20 protein-coding genes and 2 pseudogenes are annotated in these 18124 nt (G+C 61.9%); 10 read left to right on the top strand and 12 right to left on the bottom strand.

Annotated features, from left to right (window positions below):
* Positions 1–13 precede the first annotated feature (13 nt).
* From F7R20_RS31890 to F7R20_RS31885, 4 genes and pseudogenes are all read right to left on the bottom strand, one after another.
* Positions 14–760, bottom strand: a pseudogene (locus F7R20_RS31890) (uroporphyrinogen-III synthase); the annotation flags it as partial.
* Positions 757–1698, bottom strand: coding sequence for a hydroxymethylbilane synthase (gene hemC, locus F7R20_RS07615; RefSeq protein WP_003206778.1), 942 nt, complete (start codon positions 1696–1698; stop codon positions 757–759). The pseudogene F7R20_RS31890 and the gene hemC, both read right to left, overlap by 4 nt.
* Before the next feature lie 137 nt (positions 1699–1835).
* Positions 1836–2582, bottom strand: coding sequence for a LytR/AlgR family response regulator transcription factor (locus F7R20_RS07610; protein WP_003206780.1), 747 nt, complete (start codon positions 2580–2582; stop codon positions 1836–1838).
* Positions 2579–2728, bottom strand: a pseudogene (locus tag F7R20_RS31885) (sensor histidine kinase); the annotation flags it as partial. The gene F7R20_RS07610 and the pseudogene F7R20_RS31885, both read right to left, overlap by 4 nt.
* 316 nt (positions 2729–3044) lie before the next feature.
* Here F7R20_RS31885 and argH point away from each other — a divergent pair.
* Positions 3045–4439 carry an argininosuccinate lyase gene (gene argH / locus F7R20_RS07600; protein WP_003206783.1) on the top strand — a complete coding sequence of 465 codons (1395 nt, stop codon included), beginning with the start codon at positions 3045–3047 and terminating at the stop codon, positions 4437–4439.
* A gap of 122 nt (positions 4440–4561) precedes the next feature.
* On the opposite strand, the gene F7R20_RS07595 is transcribed toward argH, so the two are convergent.
* Entirely contained in the window at positions 4562–5221 is a 660-nt protein-coding gene (locus F7R20_RS07595; RefSeq protein ID WP_003206785.1) for a glutathione S-transferase family protein, read from the bottom strand.
* 124 nt (positions 5222–5345) lie between these two features.
* Here F7R20_RS07595 and F7R20_RS07590 point away from each other — a divergent pair, with 124 nt between their 5' ends.
* The 3 genes from F7R20_RS07590 (at position 5346) to F7R20_RS07580 (ending at position 9036) form a co-directional block, all read left to right on the top strand.
* Positions 5346–5630 carry a hypothetical protein gene (locus F7R20_RS07590; RefSeq protein ID WP_003206787.1) on the top strand — a complete coding sequence of 95 codons (285 nt, stop codon included), beginning with the start codon at positions 5346–5348 and terminating at the stop codon, positions 5628–5630.
* Between the two features lie 146 nt (positions 5631–5776).
* Positions 5777–6022: a TIGR02647 family protein gene (locus F7R20_RS07585; RefSeq protein WP_003206789.1), complete on the top strand. Its 246-nt coding sequence runs from the start codon at positions 5777–5779 to the stop codon at positions 6020–6022.
* Positions 6023–6192: 170 nt separating this feature from the next.
* Positions 6193–9036: a class I adenylate cyclase gene (locus F7R20_RS07580; protein ID WP_003206791.1), complete on the top strand. Its 2844-nt coding sequence runs from the start codon at positions 6193–6195 to the stop codon at positions 9034–9036.
* A gap of 7 nt (positions 9037–9043) precedes the next feature.
* Here F7R20_RS07580 and rnk read toward each other — a convergent pair whose 3' ends face one another.
* The 3 genes from rnk to cyaY all read right to left on the bottom strand — a co-directional run bounded on the left by rnk (position 9044) and on the right by cyaY (position 10315).
* Positions 9044–9454 carry a nucleoside diphosphate kinase regulator gene (gene rnk / locus F7R20_RS07575; protein WP_003206792.1) on the bottom strand — a complete coding sequence of 137 codons (411 nt, stop codon included), beginning with the start codon at positions 9452–9454 and terminating at the stop codon, positions 9044–9046.
* A gap of 305 nt (positions 9455–9759) precedes the next feature.
* Positions 9760–9978: a DUF1289 domain-containing protein gene (locus F7R20_RS07570; RefSeq protein ID WP_003206794.1), complete on the bottom strand. Its 219-nt coding sequence runs from the start codon at positions 9976–9978 to the stop codon at positions 9760–9762.
* A gap of 4 nt (positions 9979–9982) precedes the next feature.
* On the bottom strand, positions 9983–10315 hold the full coding sequence (gene cyaY / locus F7R20_RS07565; RefSeq protein WP_003206795.1) for an iron donor protein CyaY: 333 nt from the start codon (positions 10313–10315) through the stop codon (positions 9983–9985).
* Between the two features lie 185 nt (positions 10316–10500).
* Here cyaY and lptM point away from each other — a divergent pair, with 185 nt between their 5' ends.
* The 6 genes from lptM to F7R20_RS07535 are packed head-to-tail and all read left to right on the top strand — an operon-like array spanning position 10501 to position 15105.
* Positions 10501–10674, top strand: coding sequence for an LPS translocon maturation chaperone LptM (lptM, locus tag F7R20_RS07560; RefSeq protein ID WP_013694543.1), 174 nt, complete (start codon positions 10501–10503; stop codon positions 10672–10674).
* 9 nt (positions 10675–10683) lie between these two features.
* Positions 10684–11931, top strand: a complete 1248-nt coding sequence (gene lysA, locus F7R20_RS07555) for a diaminopimelate decarboxylase (RefSeq protein ID WP_003206799.1) — start codon at positions 10684–10686, stop codon at positions 11929–11931.
* Positions 11932–11935: 4 nt separating this feature from the next.
* Positions 11936–12766 (top strand): diaminopimelate epimerase, encoded by an 831-nt coding sequence (dapF, locus tag F7R20_RS07550; RefSeq protein ID WP_003206804.1) that lies wholly within the window; start codon positions 11936–11938, stop codon positions 12764–12766.
* Positions 12767–12779: 13 nt separating this feature from the next.
* Positions 12780–13502, top strand: coding sequence for a DUF484 family protein (locus F7R20_RS07545; protein WP_003206807.1), 723 nt, complete (start codon positions 12780–12782; stop codon positions 13500–13502).
* A 2-nt stretch (positions 13503–13504) separates the two neighbouring features.
* Positions 13505–14404 (top strand): tyrosine recombinase XerC, encoded by a 900-nt coding sequence (gene xerC, locus F7R20_RS07540; protein WP_003206809.1) that lies wholly within the window; start codon positions 13505–13507, stop codon positions 14402–14404.
* The gene (locus F7R20_RS07535; protein ID WP_003206811.1) at positions 14401–15105 is read left to right on the top strand and encodes an HAD family hydrolase; all 705 of its coding nucleotides are present in this window, start codon (positions 14401–14403) and stop codon (positions 15103–15105) included. Before xerC ends, F7R20_RS07535 begins: the two co-directional genes overlap by 4 nt.
* A gap of 207 nt (positions 15106–15312) precedes the next feature.
* On the opposite strand, the gene sutA is transcribed toward F7R20_RS07535, so the two are convergent.
* From sutA to glnK, 4 genes are all read right to left on the bottom strand, one after another.
* Positions 15313–15636: a transcriptional regulator SutA gene (gene sutA / locus F7R20_RS07525; protein ID WP_003206813.1), complete on the bottom strand. Its 324-nt coding sequence runs from the start codon at positions 15634–15636 to the stop codon at positions 15313–15315.
* Positions 15637–15738: 102 nt separating this feature from the next.
* Entirely contained in the window at positions 15739–16164 is a 426-nt protein-coding gene (locus tag F7R20_RS07520; protein ID WP_003206814.1) for a secondary thiamine-phosphate synthase enzyme YjbQ, read from the bottom strand.
* A gap of 213 nt (positions 16165–16377) precedes the next feature.
* Entirely contained in the window at positions 16378–17712 is a 1335-nt protein-coding gene (locus F7R20_RS07515) for an ammonium transporter (RefSeq protein WP_003206817.1), read from the bottom strand.
* A 33-nt stretch (positions 17713–17745) separates the two neighbouring features.
* Positions 17746–18084 carry a P-II family nitrogen regulator gene (gene glnK, locus F7R20_RS07510; protein WP_002555808.1) on the bottom strand — a complete coding sequence of 113 codons (339 nt, stop codon included), beginning with the start codon at positions 18082–18084 and terminating at the stop codon, positions 17746–17748.
* Positions 18085–18124 lie beyond the last annotated feature (40 nt).

Here is an 18124-nt window from a genome sequence, read left to right as displayed (position 1 = left end):
ACGGCACGGAGTGTTCCCGTAACGCCGCCAGCAAAGCCGCGGCATTGGCGCCACGACAATCCACAACTGTTCGGGCCCCGGCGGCACGCGCCATCTCGGCAACCCTTGGGCTTGGAACAAACAACGGTAACCGCGCCAGGGCCGGCCACGCATCGCCGGCCAGCCGCTGCAGATGCTCGAAGCCCTGCCCACTGCTGACCACCAGTGCGTTCAAGCGTTCCGCTTCGACTTTCGCCGGCAACGCCCCTTCGCCGTAATCGGGCAAGTGGCGGCGGTACAATTCCAGATAATCGACACTAGCACCTTGCTCGCGCAAACGCTCTGCCAGCAAGCCACGCCCGCCCTCACCCCGCACGATCAACACCTTGGGGTCGGGCCGCGCAACAGCCTGGCGCAAGACCAAGTGTTCCAGCAAGGCTTCGCTGTCATCGCCGTTATCGGGATAAAACACCGTGAGGCCGGCATCGACGAGAATCTGTCCGGTGGCCGCACCCACGCTGAACCATGGTTGGTCTGGAGGTTGGGGCCAGTATTGGTGCAGCAGCTCGACGCACAGGCGTGCGGCCGGTTTGCTGACGACGATCACGGCAGAGTATTGGTCCAGCGCCTGGAATATCGCCCGCCCGGCATCGGACAGCGGGACCGGCTCGATATCCAGCAAGGGCAGGCTGCTGCTGTAGACCCCCGCTTCGGCCAGGACAGCCGCCAGCGCCGACGACTCGTCCGTCGGCCGGGTGAGCAGCAGCCGCCAACCCGTCACGTGTGGCCGGCCTCGCCGTAGACCGCCTTGAGAATGTCGGCGGCGCCCTGGCTCAGCAGGTCTTCGGCCACCCGCACGCCCAACGCCTCGGCATCGTGGCGCGGCGCCCGGGCTTCGGCGCTGAGCAGCCGGCCACCGTTGGGATCCCCCACCAGCCCGCGCAACCAGACCTGTTCGCCTTCCAGCACGGCGTAACAGGCGATCGGCACTTGGCAACCGCCATTGAGGTGTTTGTTGAGAGCGCGTTCGGCGAATACCCGCGTGGCGGTGTCTTCATGGTGCAGCGGCGCCAGCAAGGCGTGGATGTCGCTGTCGGCGCTGCGACACTCGATGCCCACCGCCCCTTGCCCACCGGCCGGCAGGCTGTCGTCGACGCTGATGGCCGAGGTGATGCGATCTTCAAAGCCCAGGCGGATCAGGCCGGCGGCGGCGAGGATGATCGCGTCGTACTCACCGGCATCGAGCTTGGCCAGGCGCGTATTGACGTTACCGCGCAGGAAACGGATTTGCAGGTCCGGACGGCGAGTCAGCAACTGTGCCTGGCGACGCAGGCTGGAAGTGCCGACCACGCTCCCGGCAGGCAGAGCTTCAAGACTGGAGAACGTGTTGGAGACGAACGCGTCGCGTGGGTCTTCCCGCTCGCAGATGCAAAACAGGCCCAGGCCTTCGGGAAAGTCCATGGGCACGTCTTTCATCGAATGCACGGCGATGTCGGCTTCGTTGTCCAGCAACGCGGTTTCCAGTTCCTTGACGAACAGGCCCTTGCCGCCGATCTTCGACAGCGGCGAATCCAGCAGCTTGTCACCGCGACTGACCATGGGCACCAGGGTCACGATCAGGCCGGGATGGGCCGCTTCCAGGCGGGCTTTGACGTATTCGGCCTGCCAGAGGGCCAAGGCACTTTTACGGGTGGCGATGCGGATCTCGCGAGGGGACATGGATCAATCCGTACTTAAAAGATACGGCAGATAATAACAGCTCAGCCAAAACCGCTTTGATTTGAATCACGACCCCAAGGCCTCCCTGGCCGCCAAATCCTCGAAATGAAACGCATGGAACGCCTTGGACCGCCGCATTAAAGCTGCTGCATCATTTTGCGCACGCCGGCCACGTGCCGTCGGCTGACAATCAGCGCATCGCCATTGAGGCCCTTGAGGAACAGTTGGAAATGCCCAAGGGGGGTGCGTTGCAAACGCTCGATCCGCTCGCGGGCCACGAGGGCGTTGCGGTGGATGCGTACGAAACGTTCGCCGAACTCGTCTTCGAGGGCCTTGAGTGGCTCATCCAACAACACCTCGCCACTCTCATGACGCAAGGTCACGTATTTGTGGTCGGCGATGAAATAGACCACCTGGTTCAATGGGATCAGCTCGATGCCTTTGCGGGTGCGCGCACTGATATGGCTGCGCGGGCCGCTACCGCTTTCGGCGGCCGGACGGGTCAGCGCCGCCAGTTGCACGCGGTTGGGTCGCTCGGCCTTGCGCAAGGCTTCAAGCAACGCCTCGGCCGCCACCGGCTTGACCAGGTAGCCCACGGCACCGGCCTGCAACACCTCGGGTGGGAAATCGTCCCGGGTGGTACAGAACACCACCGCAGGCGGCGACTCTCGTTCGCACAACTTCGCCGCAACCTGCAGACCGTCCAGGCCAGGCATGCGAATGTCGAGCAGCACGATATCCGGCTTGTGGCTGTCAATAAGGGCCAATGCCTCTTCGCCATTGGTGGCGCTCGGCTCCAGGACACTGTAACCCTCGAGCTCGCCAACCATTCGGCTCAGGCGCTCGCGGGCCAGTGGTTCGTCATCAACGATCAGGACATTCATATTGCGCTGGATTCCTGCGTGAGTCTCGCACAAGGATAGCGTAGACAGGGGAAGTGACATCCGTCACGGCGATCCACGCTAAGACTCGCTCGAGGGCCAAAAAGTGCCGCGCGGCGGTTGCCTATCTTTACCAGCGCTTGCCGACCGATGCCCGAGGCCCGTTGTCGCACGGCGTCGCCGTAGGGATTGTTAACTGTCGATCTGACCAATATGAGCACCCCCTTCTTATCTATATCCGCTGCGCCATGGGTAAAAAAAGCAAAAGTCCTACAGTCCACTGTAGACGGTTGCCGCGACGATATTGCTCAATCGAAAAATATCGTTGCGGGAAAACCCGGTTGGATCCCAGGCTTGCATCGAAAAAACCTGCCGACCAGTGCCAGCGCCAGTCCCGGCAACCCTGCTATCATCCGCCGCAGCCTTTAACCGCTACTTTTTCCACAGCCGATCACGAGCGAATTCATGAGCACTGACAAGACCAATCAGTCCTGGGGCGGCCGCTTCAGTGAACCCGTCGACGCCTTCGTCGCCCGCTTCACCGCCTCCGTCAACTTTGACCAGCGCCTGTATCGCCACGACATCATGGGCTCGATCGCCCACGCCACCATGCTGGCCAAGGTCGGCGTGCTGACCGATGCCGAGCGCGACAGCATCATCGACGGCCTGAAGACCATCCAGGCTGAAATCGAGGCCGGCCAGTTCGACTGGCGCGTCGACCTTGAAGACGTGCACATGAACATCGAAGCGCGCCTGACCGACCGCATCGGCGTGACCGGCAAGAAACTGCATACCGGCCGCAGCCGCAACGACCAGGTCGCCACCGACATCCGCCTGTGGTTGCGCGATGAGATCGACCTGATCCTGGCCGAAATCACTCGCCTGCAAAAAGGCCTGCTGGAGCAAGCCGAGCGCGAAGCCGAGAGCATCATGCCGGGCTTCACGCACCTGCAAACCGCCCAACCTGTAACGTTTGGGCATCACATGCTGGCCTGGTTCGAAATGCTCAGCCGCGACTACGAGCGCCTGGTGGACTGCCGCAAGCGCACCAACCGCATGCCCCTGGGCAGCGCCGCGCTGGCCGGCACCACGTACCCGATCGACCGTGAATACACTGCGCAGTTGCTGGGCTTCGACGCCGTGGGCGGCAACTCGCTGGATAACGTCTCAGACCGCGATTTCGCCATCGAATTCTGCGCCGCCGCAAGCATCGCGATGATGCACCTGTCGCGCTTCTCCGAAGAGCTGGTGCTGTGGACCAGTGCGCAATTCCAGTTCATTGACCTGCCGGACCGCTTCTGCACCGGCAGCTCGATCATGCCGCAAAAGAAAAACCCAGACGTGCCGGAACTGGTGCGGGGCAAGAGTGGCCGGGTGTTCGGCGCATTGATGGGCCTGCTGACCCTGATGAAAGGCCAGCCGCTGGCCTACAACAAGGACAACCAGGAAGACAAGGAACCGCTGTTCGACGCCGCCGACACCTTGCGCGACTCGCTGCGGGCCTTCGCCGACATGATCCCGGCCATCAAGCCCAAGCATGCGGTGATGCGCGAAGCGGCCCTGCGCGGCTTTTCCACCGCCACGGACCTGGCCGATTATCTGGTGCGCCGTGGCCTGCCGTTCCGCGACTGCCATGAGATCGTCGGCCATGCCGTGAAGTACGGCGTGGACAGTGGCAAGGATCTGGCGGAAATGAGCCTGGACGAACTGCGCCGGTTCAGCGACCAGATCGAACAGGACGTGTTTGCCGTGCTGACCCTCGAAGGCTCGGTCAATGCCCGCGACCACATCGGCGGCACCGCGCCGGCGCAGGTCAAGGCAGCCGTGGTGCGCGGCCAGGCGTTGCTCGCCAGCCGCTAAAAGCATCGCGAGCAAGCTCGCTCCCACAGTGGCTCTTCAATGAACACATATTTTGTGAACATGTAGAGACTCATTGTGGAGCGAGCCTGCTCGCGGTGACTCACTTCAAAACACCACGAAACTCACTTCTTGGCGGCAATCATCGCCAAAAACGCCGGCATCGCCGCCTCTCTATCCGCCGCAATCCGCTGCACATGCGGATTTTGCTCCAAGCGCTCCATCAGCGCCTTGGCCGCCGGCATGTCTGCCAGCAGGTCGATATCGAACAACTTCCTGCCCACTTGGCAGGCCGGCGAGACACTGTAGAAAAAATACAGATCGGCAATGGTCAGACTATCGCCCGCCACGTAGGGTGCGAATTTGCCGTGCCGACCGAGCGAGGCGAACCCCTGCCGCAATTCGTCTTTGCTCTTTTCCTTGATGACATCGGGCACCGTCATGCCGAAAAATGCCTCGGCAAAGCAAGCCCGCGCCGGCAGCTCGATGTACAACTCGATCTCCCTGCACAAGGCCAATACCTGGGCCCGCTCGAACGGGTCACTGGGCAGCAGGGCCTTGCCTGGTTGGGTTTGTTCGATGTACTCAAGGATCACGCTGGTTTCGTTGATAAACCCCTGCTCGGTTTTCAACACCGGTACCTTCCCGCGCGGGCTGATGGCCCACGCTTCGGGGGTCTGGTTGGGGTAGAACGGCACTTCTTCGAAGGGCAGCCCCTTCTCCAACAGCGCCAGTTTGACCATGTTGTAATAGTTACTGACAGAGAAACCATAAAGCTCGAGCATTACAAAGCCTCCAGGCCGTGCGGGGTTGGCAGCCTTGGGTTATAGACCGCCGGGGCATTTCTTGCCAGGCGCATCACACCGCTGAATGCAGGTAAACTGGCGACCTTTCTCCCAGGAGCCAGCCATGAGCGAGCCAACCGACATCGACAACGACGAAGAAGAATTCGTCGAGAGCACACTGATCCAGGCCATCGAAAACCAGATCGAAAGTGACAATCCGCCTGCGGCCAAGGCCACTTTCAACAAGTTGACCCTGGTCGGTTATGAGCGCGAAGAAATCCTCAACCTGATGGCCCACGTGCTGGCGGTGGAGATCGATGCGATCCTGGAAGAAGATCGCCCGTTCGATACCCAGTGGTACGAAGCCGCATTGCGCGCCTTGCCTGAGTTGCCGCCGGAAAAGAACTGAACGGCGCTTGTGGCGAGGGAGCAATCCCCTCGCCACAAAAAAATGCTTTAAACAAAAAAAGCATGACACTGAGACTGGACAGCTCGGCCGAGTGCGCTCACCTTAGTGACGCTGTCGACCAAATTCCTAGAAAGTCTGGAGTCCTTATGTCGCTTACCCCTGAGCTGGTTGCCGAACTGGAAATCCTTGCACTCTTCAACCTGGACAGTTCCCAGGAAGGCCTGAAAATTCATCAGACCGCTGCCCCTAAAGCGATTGCCGCTGCCCAACGCCTGTTCGAAAAAGAACTGATCACCCAGCCCGACGGTGGTTACCTGACAAGCCTGGGCCGAGATGCCGCCCAAAACGTACAAACCGTCCTGACGATACTCAGCGTGCAAGAAGCCGCCTGATCCCCCCTGCCGCCCACGGAAATCTCCTTTACGGGATTTCCGCAGGCGCACGGGTGCCCTGCGAAAAAAACTGGCACCCGAATTCTGCTTTCAGCTTAAGAATTCCCAAGATCGGGCGCTAACCTGCCATCACCCCCCACGTTCGACGCCGCGAGCCGGTTTGAGCTGACATGACCCGCAATCACGAAATACGCCCCGATCTGGACGAGGGAATCGACCGCAAGGTCTTGAGCCAGTTGCGCGCACGTTTTCTCAAGCTCAACTCCGTGCGGATGGAACGCGCCCTCGAAGGCCTGTCGCCGCGCCAGCAAGGCGTGCTGACGTTGCTGCCGCTGTTCTTCCACGTCAACCATCCGCTGCTGCCCGGCTACGTTTCCGGCAGCACACCTGCCGGGCTGTCGAACTACGAGCCTGACGCCAATATCCTTGCCGAAGCCCAGCGGCTGACCCGGTCGTTTTCCTACAAGCCCCGGCACGGCAGCAACCCTCCACGACCGATCCTTGGTCTGTTCCTGATGGGCAGCCTCGGCACCCTGGCCCAGGCCGACCAGAGCGACATGGACGTTTGGGTGTGCCACGGGCCGGACCTGAGCGACGACGAACTGGCCGAGCTGCGCAAGAAATGCCAGTTGCTGGAGATCTGGGCCGCGACCCAGGGCGCCGAAGCCCACTTTTTCCTGATCGACCCGGCGCGTTTCGTACGGGGTGACCGGGACAACCAGCTCAGCTCCGACGATTGCGGCACGACCCAGCATTACCTGCTGCTGGACGAGTTCTACCGCACCGCGATCTGGCTGGCCGGGCGCACGCCGATCTGGTGGCTGGTGCCGGTCTATGAAGAAGAGAACTATGAACAGTACACCCATACACTGATGTCCAAGCGTTTCATCCGCGCCGACGAAACCCTGGACCTGGGGCACCTGGCCTACATTCCGCCGGGCGAATTCGTCGGGGCCGGGCTCTGGCAGTTGTTCAAAGGTATCGAGTCGCCCTACAAGTCCGTACTCAAGCTGCTGCTGACCGAGGTCTATGCCAGCGAACACCCGAATGTTCGCTGCCTGAGCCTGCGCTTCAAACAGGCCGTGTTTGCCAATCGCCTGGACCTCGAAGAGCTGGACCCGTACATGCTGGTCTACCGCCGTATCGAGGAATACCTCAATGCCCGCGGCGAATCCGAACGCCTGGAGTTGATCCGCCGCGCGCTGTACTTGAAGGTCAATCGCAAACTCACCGGCCAGGTACGCAGCAGCGGCTGGCAACGGGTACTGCTCGAACGACTGGCCCGGGAATGGGGCTGGGACCAGCGTCAACTGGCGCTGCTGGACAGCCGCAGCCAATGGAAAGTCCGCCAGGTCAGCCACGAGCGACGGGCCCTGGTCAACGAACTCACCCACAGCTACCGCTTCCTGACCCAGTTCGCCCGCACCGAGAAAACCGTCAGCCTGATCAACAAACGCGATCTCAACGTGCTTGGCCGGCGGCTGTACGCAGCCTTCGAACGCAAGGCCGACAAGGTCGAGTTCATCAACCCCGGCATTGCGCCGGACCTGGCCGAAGACACCCTGACGCTGGTCCAGTCACCCAACAAGAAAGAACCGGGGCAGAACCAGTGGGCGCTTTACAACGGCAGCCTCAACGCCCTGGAGTGGGAGAACTTCGCGCCGATCAAGCGCTGCCGCGAGCTGCTGGAACTGCTGACCTGGTGCCATCGCAACGGCGTGATCGACAGCAGCACGCGCCTGGCGCTGCACCCAGGCGACAGCGACCTGAGCGAGTTCGAACTGTTCAACCTGCTGGGCAGCCTGCAACAGTCCATCGCCCTGCCCCTGACCACGGTGGATGAAGCACAGTTGCTGCGCGCCAGCGTGCCCAGCGAAGTGCTGATCCTGGTGAACGTCGGCGTCGACCCGCTCAAGCACCACCGCGACCTGAATATCCTGATGACCACCGAGCGCACCGACTCGCTGAGCTATGCAGGGGTCCGGGAAAACCTGGTGCTGACCCTCGACCAGGTCACGCTCAACAGTTGGAATGAGGTGCTGGTCAACCGTTTTGACGGCGAACACGCCCTGCTCGACTGCCTGCGCGATTACCTCAACGACCTGCCCGTCACCCAGCACCAGCCACGCTTGCAGGTGCGCTGTTTCTGCCACAACCGCGCCCAATTCATTGCGCGGCGCGTCGAAGAAGTCATCGACACGGCGCAGACCCTGCTGCTGAGCAGGCTCAATCACCGCTATCTGCTTCAGGTCCAGCAGCACTATCACGTACTGGAACTGGTGCCCGGCCAGGTCAACCACGTGGCGCTGGGCAGCCTGTCGGCGCTGATGGATTACCTGGGCGAGGAACTGACGGCATACAGCCCCTTGCACCTGGACCCGATGGCCCTGGAGGACCACGACCTGGCGCTGATCCTGCCCATGGGCCAGCCCGAGTGCATCCAGGTGTTCTACCGCGTCGACGAAGACGAGGCCGATCTGTACGTGCTCGACGAGTTCAACGCACTGTGGCAACAACACGTGCCTTATCACGACGAACAAAGCCTGCTGGTGCCGCTGCAACGCTTTTTGCAATCGGTGCTGTACCGTCGCGACGCCCTGCTGCCGCTGGATGCCGCCCAGCCGCTGACCCTGGAAACCCTGTACTACCAGCTATTGCCCTCAGGCAGCGGCCGGGCGCGACGGATCGAAGCGCGGCAAGCCCCGCAGATGCTGGTCAACAAGCCGTTCTATGATGTGCAGGCGATCATCGGCAAAGCGGCGCACGGGCAGGTGCATGTCACCCTGTACTGCGATCAGCAGGAGTTTTCCGAACTGGAGCATGGCGACCAACTGTTCCGCGTGGTCGCCAGGGAGATCGTCGAACAGCGCCGCGAAGCCCAGCGCTATCGCTGCTACATCACCGACCTGGACCTCTCGGGCCTGGTGGGCGACGGCGCCTGTTCAAGCAATTTGTACCTGCGCTACAAGGCCGATCTGGAACGCGCCCTGAACGAGGCACTGAACCAGGTCTGAGACGGGTTCAGAACGCGCAGTCGCCGCCATTGACCGGCTGCGACTCGACCTCCAGCAGCGTCAGCTTCAGCGTCTTGCCGCCCGGGGCCGGCCAGTCGATGTGCTGGCCGACCTTCAGGCCCAGCAACGCACTGCCCACTGGCGCCAGGATCGAGATCCGGCCTTCGTCGGCATTTGCGTCCTGTGGATAAACCAGCGTCAGGTGATAGTCCTTGCCGCTGCTTTCTTCGCGACAGTGCACGCGCGAGTTCATGGTCACGACATCGGCGGGCACTTCTTCGTGGCCCACCACGTTCTCGGCGCGATCCAGTTCGGTTTGCAGCGCAATCACGCCCGGCAGCGTTTCATCAAGGCTGTCGATCAGGCGTTCCAGACGCTGTACGTCCAGACGGGTAAGGGTGATGGAAGGTGTGGTCATGATCCTGGCAGACTCCTTTCTTCTGCACAAAAAAAGCAAAACCCCGCCACAAAAAGGCGGGGTTTTCACGGACCTCGATGGATTGAGGCGTAACCGGACACTACCACAGCTCAATAAATAAACAACCCGGGCCAAATCTACCCACTGTCATGGGGAGCAGAATTACTGTGGCGGGGGGATTGTGGGAGCAAGGCTTGCCCGCGATGAATACAGCGAGGTCTCTCTGGAACCGAGGCGCTTGTATCGCGAGCAAGCTTTACTCCCACAGGGTTGCTAGGCAAGCCTTGCTCCCACGCAGCGGGCGATCACACCAGAGATTTGCGTTTAGCCGCCTCGGCACAGATGACCCGCCGGCGCTCGTCGTCGGCCGAGCGCCATTGGCGGATATCTTCCACGTGGCGCAAACATCCGAGGCAGACCTTCTGTTCATCCAGCTTGCACACGCCCGTACACGGCGACGGCACGGCCGGGCTGACGTTGCTGTAGAGCGGCTTGGATGGCCGTTGCGGGGAGGTCTGGCTCACGCCGTCACAGGCCTTCGAAATCGAGTTCCACGCCCGCCTGCTGCTTGACGATGCGCTCGAGCATTTCGCCCAGTTGCTCTTCGCTCTTGTCGCACATCCAGCGTTCGCTTTCTTCGTCGTAGTCGAAGTGAAAGCCACCGGAGACCGCCGCCAGCCACAATTGCCGCAACGGCTCCTGGCGACTGAAAATCAGCTGGCTGCCGTTCTCGAACTTGACGGTGAGCACACCGGCAGAGACTTCCAGGTCAATGTCCAGGCCACTGTCATCGAACACATCCTCCAGCGTTTGCTGGGTCGCATCGACCAGATCGTGGAAACGGGCTTCAGTCAAACTCATTGCGGCAACCTCGAAAATGTCTGCTCATGCTCAAGCGCCGCAAGATACGGACGCTTCCCGGCGATTGCAAAGGATATACCCACTGACGACCACCAGCGCCGCCGGACGGGCGCCCCGTTGCATAGGCAAGCTGACGGGTGGCCGGTATACTCCGGCGCAATTAAAGCATTTTCAAGGATTTCGCCATGAAGCGCCTGATCTCTTCCCTTGCTGCGCTCGTCGCGGTTGCCTGCCTCGTGACAGCCTGTGGTCAAAAAGGTCCGCTGTACCTGCCTGATGACAGCAAGTCCCCTGAAGAACAGGCCAAGTCGTCGCAAGCCAAATCCCACTCGCACGACACCCACACCACCACTTACTAAGGGAACGCCATGGACGCTTTTAACTACCGTGGCGGGGAGCTGTTCGCGGAAGGGGTTGCCCTGTCCGCGATCGCCGAACGTTTCGGCACGCCGACCTATGTCTATTCCCGCGCCCACATCGAAGCCCAGTACCGGACGTTCGCCGATGCCCTCGAGGGCATGCCGCATCTGGTGTGTTTCGCTGTAAAAGCCAACTCCAACCTGGGTGTGCTCAATGTCCTGGCGCGTCTGGGCGCCGGTTTCGACATCGTCTCCGGTGGCGAGCTCGAACGTGTGCTGGCCGCTGGTGGCAGCGCCGACAAGATCGTGTTCTCCGGCGTCGGCAAGACCCGTGAAGACATGCGCCGTGCCCTGGAAGTTGGCGTGCACTGCTTCAACATCGAATCCACCGACGAGCTGGAGCGCCTGCAAATCGTCGCCGCCGAGCTGGGTGTCCGCGCGCCGATCTCCCTGCGCGTGAACCCGGATGTCGACGCTGGCACCCACCCGTACATTTCCACCGGTCTCAAGGAAAACAAGTTCGGCATCGCCATTGCCGACGCCGAAGACGTGTACGTTCGCGCCGCCCAGCTGCCGAACCTGGAAGTATTGGGTGTCGATTGCCACATCGGCTCGCAACTGACCACCCTGGAACCCTTCATCGATGCCCTCGACCGCCTGCTGGCGCTGGTCGATCGCCTCGGCGACTGTGGCATCTACCTGCGCCACATCGACCTCGGTGGCGGTGTCGGCGTGCGCTATCGCGATGAAGAGCCGCCACTGGTGGCCGACTACATCAAGGCCGTGCGTGAGCGCCTCGACGGGCGTGACCTGGCGCTGATGTTCGAACCGGGCCGCTACATCGTCGCCAACGCCGGCGTGCTGCTGACCCAGGTCGAGTACCTCAAGCACACCGAGCACAAGGATTTCGCCATCGTCGATGCGGCCATGAACGACCTGATCCGCCCGGCGCTGTACCAGGCCTGGATGGACGTCACCGCCGTGCGCCCTCGCGATACCGCTGCGCGCAGCTACGACATCGTCGGGCCGATCTGCGAAACCGGTGATTTCCTGGCCAAGGGTCGGGAGCTGGCGCTGGAAGAAGGTGATCTGCTGGCCGTGCATTCGGCCGGTGCCTACGGGTTTGTCATGAGTTCCAACTACAACACCCGCGGCCGCTGCGCCGAGGTGCTGGTGGACGGTGATCAGGCATTCGAAGTGCGTCGCCGCGAGACGGTAGCCGAGTTGTTTGCCGGCGAAAGCCTGCTGCCGGAGTAAGACCATGCTGCTGCGTTTTACCAAGATGCACGGCCTGGGCAATGACTTCATGGTCCTCGACCTGGTCAGCCAGCACGCGCACATCCTGCCCAAGCACGCCAAGCAATGGGGAGACCGGCACACCGGTATCGGTTTCGACCAGTTGCTGATCGTCGAGGCACCCAATAACCCGGACGTGGATTTCCGTTATCGGATCTTCAACGCCGACGGTTCGGAAGTGGAGCAATGCGGCAATGGCGCGCGCTGCTTCGCCCGCTTCGTGCTGGACAAGCGCCTGACCGCCAAGCGGCAGATCCGCGTCGAGACCAAGAGCGGCATCATCGAACTGGATGTGCGCAGCGACGGCCAGATCGGCGTCAACATGGGCGCTCCGCGCCTGGTACCGGCGGACATCCCCTTCCAGGCACCAGCCCAGGCCTTGAGCTATCAGGTGGACGTCGATGGCGCCACGGTGGAACTGGCAGCGGTTTCCATGGGCAACCCCCACGCCGTGCTGCGCGTGGCCGATATCAACAGTGCCCCGGTGCATGAGCTGGGGCCGAAAATCGAGCATCATCCGCGCTTCCCCGCGCGAGTGAACGTCGGTTTCCTGCAAGTCATCGACCGCCACCGCGCACAATTGCGCGTCTGGGAACGCGGTGCCGGGGAAACCCAGGCCTGCGGTACCGGCGCCTGTGCGGCCGCAGTCGCTGCGATCAGCCAGGGGTGGATGGATTCACCGTTGTTGATCGACCTGCCCGGCGGGCGTCTGTCCATCGAATGGGCAGGCCCTGGCCAACCGGTGATGATGACCGGCCCGGCAGTGCGCGTATACGAAGGACAAGTTCGTCTTTGAGTGAGCCAAACCCATGACCGACCAGCCACAGGTTCCAGCCCCACAGCCCGACGAATCCCCCAGCCTGCCAGAAACCGCAGCCGTGGCGGCTTACCTGGAAGCTCATCCGGACTTCTTCGTCGAGCATGAAGAACTGCTTGCGACGATGCGCATCCCCCACCGGCGCGGCGATACCGTGTCGCTGGTGGAACACCAGATGAAAATCCTGCGCGAGCGCAACATCGAAATGCGCCATCGTCTTTCGCACCTGATGGACGTGGCCCGGGACAACGACCGACTGTTCGACAAGACCCGTCGGCTGATCCTGGCCCTGATGGACGCCAGCACCCTCGAAGACCTGGTCATGAGCGTCGAAGACAGCCTGCGCCAGGATTTCCAGGTGCCCTTTGTCAGCCTGATCCTGTTCGGCGACAACGCCATGCCGGTGGGCCGCTGGGTGACCCACGCCGAAGCGCAGACGGCCATCGGCGGCCTGCTCACGGAAGACAAAAGCGTCAGCGGCAGCCTGCGCGAGCATGAGCTGGACTTCCTGTTCGGCGAAGAACAGCGCAAGCAGATCGGCTCCACCGCCGTCGTTGCCATCGCCCATCAAGGCGTGCACGGTGTGCTGGCCATCGCCAGTCGCGATCCGCAGCACTACAAAAGCTCGGTGGGCACGCTGTTCTTGAGCTACATCGCCGAAGTCACCGGCCGGGTGCTGCCACGGGTTGCCGGCTCGCTGCGCTCGGTACGCTGATAATGGAACGACAGCTGGACGCCTACTGCGAACATCTGCGCAGTGAGCGCCAGGTGTCGCCCCACACGCTGTCGGCCTATCGCCGCGACCTGGAAAAAGTGCTGGGCTGGTGCCAGAAGCAGAACATCGGCAGCTGGGCGGCCCTGGACATCCAGCGCTTGCGCAGCCTGATCGCCCGCCTGCATCAACAGGGGCAATCCTCCCGCAGTCTGGCGCGCCTGTTGTCAGCGGTACGCGGCCTGTATCACTACCTCAATCGCGAAGGTTTGTGCGATCACGATCCGGCCACCGGCCTGGCACCGCCCAAGGGCGAGCGCCGACTGCCAAAGACCCTCGACACCGACCGCGCCCTGCAACTGCTCGAAGGCGCCGTCGAGGATGACTTCCTGGCCCGGCGTGACCAGGCGATTCTCGAGCTGTTCTATTCTTCCGGCCTGCGGCTCTCCGAGCTGACGGGGCTTAACCTGGATCAACTGGACCTGGCCGATGGCATGGTCCAGGTGCTCGGCAAGGGCAGCAAGACTCGCCTGCTGCCCGTCGGCCGCAAGGCCCGTGAAGCCCTGGAGCAATGGCTGCCGCTGCGAGCGCTGACCAACCCCGCCGACGACGCGGTCTTCGTCAGCCAACAGGGGCGGCGCCTCGGCCCGCGGGCGATTCAGTTGCGAGTCAAGGCTGCCGGCGAACGGGAGCTGGGACAGAACCTGCACCCGCACATGCTCCGACACTCCTTCGCCAGCCATCTGCTGGAGTCCTCCCAGGACCTGCGCGCCGTTCAAGAGCTGCTGGGGCACTCGGACATCAAGACCACCCAGATCTACACCCACCTGGATTTCCAGCACCTGGCGACGGTCTATGACAGTGCCCATCCCAGGGCCAAACGCATCAAGGGCGACGAATCATGACCATCGAACTGATCACTTTCGACCTGGACGACACCCTGTGGGACACCGCCCCGGTGATCGCCAGCGCCGAAGCCATACTCCGCCAATGGCTGACCGATAACGCGCCGAACCTGGGCGGCGTGCCGGTGGAGCATCTTTTTTCGATTCGCGAGCAAGTATTGCGCGAAGAACCCGGCCTGAAGCATCGCATCAGTGCACTGCGCCGACGCGTGTTGTTCCGTGCCTTGCAGGAAGCCGGCTACGACCAGTGGCAAGCTTCGGAGCTGGCGGACCAGGCCTTCGAGACGTTCCTGCACGCCCGTCATCAACTGGAGGTTTTCCCCGAGGTGCAACCCACCCTGGAGATCCTGGCCAATCACTTCGCCCTCGGTGTGGTCACCAATGGCAACGCCGATGTGCGGCGCCTGGGGCTGGCGGACTATTTCAAGTTCGCCTTGTGCGCCGAAGACATCGGCATCGCCAAGCCTGACGCCCGACTGTTCCACGAAGCCCTGCAACGCGGCGGCGCCACGGCGCAAACCGCCGTGCACATTGGCGATCACCCGGGCGACGACATCGCCGGCGCCCAACAGGCCGGCCTGCGCGCTGTATGGTTCAACCCGACAGGCAAGCCCTGGAATGCCGACCATGCGCCGGACGCGGAGATCCGCAGCCTGACCGAACTGCCGGGGTTATTGGCAGGTTGGCATAGCCAACGCTGAACCCCGCCCTGTAGCCACTACAGCCCTCTGTGGGAGCGAGCTTGCTCGCGATGACGGCGGCATATCCAACATCAATGCCAACAGACCCACCGCTTTCGCGAGCAAGCCCGCTCCCACAGGGACTGCGCCTGGCCTGGGGATGGAATCGCACCCATGAAAAAGCCCGCAGCGACGGCGGGCTTTTTCAGCAAGCAATGAAGCCGATACTCAGATAGGGCGGCTGCCGTACTTGTTGTCAGGCTTCTTGGGCGGATCAGCGACCACGTTGGCCTCCACTTCCTGCACCTTACCGCCCCTGGCCAGGAATTCCTCCATGGCCTTGGCGAGCGCATCACGCTCCTTGTTCTTGGCCTCTACGCTCGGCAACTCGTCGACCGAAACGGCCGCCTTCGCCTTGCCTTTGGCGGTAGGAACCGGAACATCGGCCCCATCGTCGTCGGCAACGTCTTCCGCCGCCGCTTCAAGGCCTTCTTCGGTCTCGTCTTCGTCGCCTACTTCGAGGTCGTCGTTTTCCAGATCATCGTCGCTCATGTTCTACCTCATGACTTGCGAAAAGCAGATTAGTTATAGCCCAGCTTCGCCATCTGTTCGAAGGCTGCCAGAAAAAATTCAACATCCGCCGGCAATCAGCGGTTACGCCCCATCACCGTACAAGGTGGCGAGGACTTTACGAGCACCGCCGTGATCACGGTGCTCGCCCAGATAAACACCTTGCCAGGTACCCAATGCCAGCCGTCCCGCCGTGACCGGCAGGCTGATCTGGCAGCCGAGCACACTGGCCTTGAAGTGCGCCGGGAGGTCGTCCAGGCCTTCGTCGTTGTGCTCATAGTCGGCGGTTCCTTGTGGGATCAACCGATTGAAAAATCGTTCGAAGTCTCGACGTACCGCCGGATCGGCGTTCTCGTTGATGGTCAACGAGGCCGAGGTATGCTGCAGCCACAGATGCAACAGACCGACACGACACGCCTGGAGTTCAGGCAGGCCGGCAAGCAACTCGTCCGTCACCAGATGAAAGCCCCGGGGCCTTGCCCGCAGGGTTATCAGCGTCTGTTGCCACATACAGATCTCCGCACGTTCGGCGCGCATTCTAGCGCGCTCTGGGAAAAAACAAAGGGCCTAATATTCTTGCTTCGGTGTAAGCCTTTGGCGGTATAAAAACCTGTGTCGCATCCACAACAAAAGGCGTCGGAAAAACCGCTGCACCTTGTGAGCAATGACAAATTCCAGACAAAAAAATGCCCGGCGAACCGGGCATTTTTTTATTGCGTGCGCTTACAGGTTGTAGCCACGCTCGTTGTGCTGGGCCAGGTCCAGGCCCACGGCTTCTTCTTCCTCGGTGACACGCAGACCCATGACGGCGTCCAGGACCTTGAGGATGATGAAGGTGACGATCGCGGTGTAGACCACCGTGAAACCCACGCCCTTGAATTGAATCCACACTTGCGCACCGATATCGGTCACGGTGCCGAAGCCACCCAGGGCCGGTGCTGCAAACACACCGGTCAGGATCGCGCCGAGGATACCGCCGATGCCGTGTACGCCGAAGGCGTCCAGGGAGTCGTCGTAGCCGAGCTTGCGCTTGAGGGTAGTGGCGCAGAAGAAGCACACCACGCCTGCTGCCAGGCCGATGACCAGAGCGCCCATCGGGCCCACGGTGCCGGCAGCCGGGGTGATAGCAACCAGGCCCGCCACCACGCCCGAGGCGATGCCCAGTGCGCTTGGCTTGCCGTGGGTGATCCACTCGGCAAACATCCAGCCCAGCGCCGCCGCAGCGGTCGCGATCTGGGTTACCAGCATCGCCATGCCGGCGGTGCCGTTGGCCGCGACAGCGGAACCGGCGTTGAAGCCAAACCAGCCGACCCACAGCATGGCCGCGCCCATCAGGGTGTAACCCAGGTTATGCGGCGCCATTGGCGTGGTCGGGAAGCCTTTGCGCTTGCCCAATACCAGGCACGCCACCAGGCCTGCGATACCGGCGTTGATGTGCACCACGGTGCCGCCAGCGAAGTCCAGCACGCCCCAGTCCCACAGCAGGCCGCCGTTACCGGACCAGACCATGTGGGCAATCGGTGCATACACCAGGGTGAACCACACGCCCATGAAGACCAGCATGGCGGAGAACTTCATCCGCTCGGCAAATGCGCCGACGATCAGGGCCGGGGTGATGATGGCGAAGGTCATCTGGAAGGTGATGAACACTGCTTCAGGGAACAGCGCCGCCGGGCCGGTCAGGCTGGCTGGCGTGACGCCTGCCAGAAACGCTTTGCCGAAACCGCCGATGAAGGAATTGAAGTTGACGACGCCCTGCTCCATGCCGGTGGTGTCGAACGCAATGCTGTAGCCATAGATGACCCACAGGATGCTGATCAGACCGGTAATGGCAAAGCACTGCATCATCACGGAAAGAAGGTTTTTCGACCGAACCATGCCGCCGTAGAACAGCGCCAGGCCAGGGATGGTCATGAACAGTACAAGAATCGTGGCCGTGAGCATCCAGGCGGTGTCGCCGGAGTTCAGGACTGGGGCTGCCGCTTCTTCTGCCATGGCCAGGCCAGGCATTGCGAAGGACAACAGGGCTCCTAGCCCTGCGAATTTACGCAGAGTCATATTGTTTTCTCCTGGGGCGTTGGGTTTGGCGGCTTAGATGGCGTCGGTATCGGTTTCGCCGGTACGGATGCGGATAGCCTGTTCCAGATTGACCACAAAGATCTTCCCGTCACCGATCTTGCCGGTGTTGGCGGCCTTGGTGATTGCCTCGATCACCCGATCAAGATCCTTGTCGTCAATGGCGACATCGATCTTCACCTTGGGCAGGAAATCGACCACGTACTCCGCGCCGCGATACAGCTCGGTGTGACCTTTCTGCCGACCGAAGCCTTTGACCTCAGTAACGGTAATGCCCTGCACGCCGATCTCGGACAACGACTCGCGCACGTCGTCCAACTTGAACGGCTTGATGATGGCAGTGACTAGCTTCATGAAACTTTCTCCCGAATTGGTGGACTTGCCCCAGGAAAAC

Origin of the sequence: Pseudomonas brassicacearum subsp. brassicacearum (genome assembly GCF_008801605.1) — a bacterium.
Taxonomy (GTDB): domain Bacteria; phylum Pseudomonadota; class Gammaproteobacteria; order Pseudomonadales; family Pseudomonadaceae; genus Aquipseudomonas; species Aquipseudomonas brassicacearum.
Note: the sequence above shows the minus strand (reverse complement) of the source record. Positions and strands in the feature narration are given on the sequence as shown.